This window comes from Nocardiopsis alkaliphila YIM 80379, assembly GCF_000341005.1.
Taxonomy (GTDB): Bacteria; Actinomycetota; Actinomycetes; order Streptosporangiales; family Streptosporangiaceae; genus Nocardiopsis; species Nocardiopsis alkaliphila.
The window spans coordinates 1-2,914 of sequence record NZ_ANBD01000079.1 but is presented as its reverse complement, the minus strand read 5'-3'; the positions used below and the strand labels follow the sequence as shown (position 1 = coordinate 2,914).

The 2,914-nt window shown below is 65.9% G+C and carries 2 protein-coding genes; both read left to right on the top strand.

Going from position 1 to position 2,914, the window contains the following annotated elements; translation table 11 throughout:
* Positions 1-1,681 (top strand): ABC transporter substrate-binding protein (locus tag D472_RS0112610; protein ID WP_017604848.1); only part of this gene is annotated, 1,681 nt, incomplete at its 5' end.
* A gap of 91 nt (positions 1,682-1,772) precedes the next feature.
* Positions 1,773-2,786 carry an ABC transporter permease gene (locus D472_RS0112605; RefSeq protein ID WP_026117631.1) on the top strand — a complete coding sequence of 338 codons (1,014 nt, stop codon included), beginning with the start codon at positions 1,773-1,775 and terminating at the stop codon, positions 2,784-2,786.
* Positions 2,787-2,914: the final 128 nt, after the last annotated feature.

Genomic DNA, 2,914 nt, shown 5'->3' with positions numbered 1-2,914 from the left:
GGGCCCCGCCACAGGCGGCGGCTCCGAGTCGGAGAACGAGTTCGACCTCGGCTCCACCGAGGTCGTCAACCCCTCGGACAAGACCGGCGGCACGCTCAAGTACGCCATCGCCGGTGACTTCGACTCCACCGACCCGGCCAACACCTACTACGCGTTCAACTGGAACTTCTCCCGGTACTACGCGCGTACGCTCTTGGCGTTCAACCCGGTGCCGGGCGACGCCGCCACGGAGCTGATCCCCGACCTCGCGGTGGACCTGCCCGAGCCCAACGATGACTTCACCGAGTGGACCATCCAGATCCAGGAGGGCCTCAAGTACGAGGACGGCTCCGAGATCGTGGCCGAGGACATCAAGTACGCCATCGCGCGCGCCAACTTCAACGGCGGCACGTTCGCTCTGGGCCCGCAGTACTTCGCCTCGCACCTGGACCAGGACGAGCACAACGTCTACGAGGGTTCGGACCCGCTCGCCGGCTTCGACTCCATCGAGACCCCGGACGACCACACCCTGGTCTTCCACCTCAAGGACTCCTTCTCCGAGTTCCCGAACGTGCTGACCCAGCCGCAGACCGCCCCGGTGCCGATCGAGGCCGACCGCGGTGAGCTGTACCAGGAGAAGGTCCTCTCCTCCGGCCCGTACAAGTTCGACGGCGAGTACGAGCCCGGCGTCAAGCTGCACCTGGAGCGCAACGAGCACTGGGACCCCGAGACCGACCCCGTCCGCACGGCCCTGCCGGACCGTATCGAGGTCGAGATCGGCATCAACCAGGACGAGATCGACGAGCGTCTGGTCAGCGGCGAGATCGACGTCGACCTCTCGGGTACCGGTGTCGGCCCGGCGATGAACGGACGACTGCTCGACGATGAGTCCCAGCGGGGCAACCTGGACAACCCGTTCACCGGTGCCCTGCGCTACGTGAACATCCACACCCCGGTCATCGAGGACGTGGCCTGCCGTCAGGCCATCATGTACGCGGCCGACCGCGACAGCATGTGGCGTGCCTGGGGTGGCGAAGAGGGTGGCGACATCGCCACCAACCTGCTTCCGCCGGCGATCCCGGGCTCCGACCCGGAATCGGACCTGTACCCGTCCGAGGACGGCAAGGGTGACCTCGAAGCCGCCCAGACCAAGCTCGAGGCGTGCGGCGAGGAAGACGGCTTCAAGACCAACATCGCGGTTCGCGCCGAACGTGAGAAGGACGTGCAGACCGCTGAGGCGCTGCAGCAGTCGTTGGCCCGAGTGGGCATCGAGGTCGAGGTCAAGACCTTCCCGCAGGCCGACTTCTTCGGCCAGTACGCCGGTTCCCAGGACTACGTCCGCGAGAACGACATCGGTATGAGCGTCTCCGGCTGGGGCCCGGACTGGCCCACCGGTTACGGCTTCGCCTCCAAGATCACGCACGGCGACGCGATCATGGAGACCGGTAACTTCAACACCTCCGAGCTGGACGACCCCGAGATCAACGGTCTTTGGGACCAGGCCCTGCTCACCGAGGACCCGGACGAGCGTGCCGCGATCTACGAGCAGATCGACACCCTGGTCATGGAGAACGCCGCCATCTTGCCGGTGGTCTTCGACAAGGCGCTCATCTACCGCTCCGACCAGCTCACCAACGTCTACTACCAGCCCTCTTACATGATGTACGACTTCATGACGCTGGGTGTGGACCGGGACCAGTAGTTCCCGAAACCAGCCTGAACTAGTACGAGAAGGCAGGTGAAAGCGGCGGGGCGCCCAGGTGATCCCTTGGGCGCCCCGACCGCCGACCGCGATGCTGAACTATATTCTTCGCCGCCTTGGTGCGGGTCTTTTGCTTCTCACCGTCGTCACGGCGGTGACCTTCTGGATTTTCTACGTCCTGCCTCGTTGGGCCGGCGTCACCCCGCACGGCATGGCGGCGATGTACGTGGGCAAGGCGCCCACCCCGGAGGCTCTCGAAGCCACCGTGGAACGCCTTGGCCTCGACCAGCCGATCGCGGTCCAGTTCGTGGAGTTCCTGCGCGGTCTGCTCCTCGGACAAGAGTTCACCTTCGGCCGTGAGACCGTCGAATGCGCGGCCCCCTGCCTGGGTTACTCCTTCAGCACCAACTCCCCGGTGCTGCCCCAGATCCTCGATCGCCTCCCGGTCACCCTGTCCCTGGGACTGGGCGCCGCGGTCATCTGGGTCGTCGGCGGTGTCGCGGTCGGTGTCCTGTCGGCGGTCAAGAAGGGCAGCGTCTTCGACCGTCTGGCCATGGGCACCGCCCTCATCGGTGTGTCCTTGCCCATCTACTTCACCGGTCTGCTGGCCCTGGCCTTCCTGGTCCACCAGTGGGGCCTGTTCCCGGTGTCGCGCTACGTCCCCTTCACCGAGGACCCCGTCGGCTGGTACCAGGTCATGCTTTTGCCCTGGTTCACCCTGGCGTTCCTGCACGCGGCCCAATACGCCCGCCAGACCCGCGCGGGCATGTTGGAGACCCTGGGCGAGGACTACATCCGCACCGCACGGGCCAAGGGGCTGAGCGAACGCAAGGTGATCTTCAAGCACGCCCTACGCCCCACCCTGACCCCCATCGTCACCATCTTGGGTCTGGACGTGGGCATGGTCCTGGGCGGCGCGATCCTCACCGAGAAGGTGTTCTCCCTCAACGGTGTGGGCGCCTACGCGATCGACTCGATCGTGGCCAAGGACCTGCCCGTCGTACTGGGCGTCACCCTCTTGGGCGCCGTGTTCATCGTCGTGTGCAACCTGATCGTCGACCTCCTCTACCCGGTCGTCGACCCGCGGGTGCGGATCACCGCGTGAGGCGCGTCGACGTGAACCCCAGACCAGCTCTACCGAAGGAAAAGTGACATGGCCTCGACCGGATCGGCTGCCTCCGAAGCAGTCGTGCGCGTGGACGACCTGCGGGTGACGTTCCCGACGATGGACGG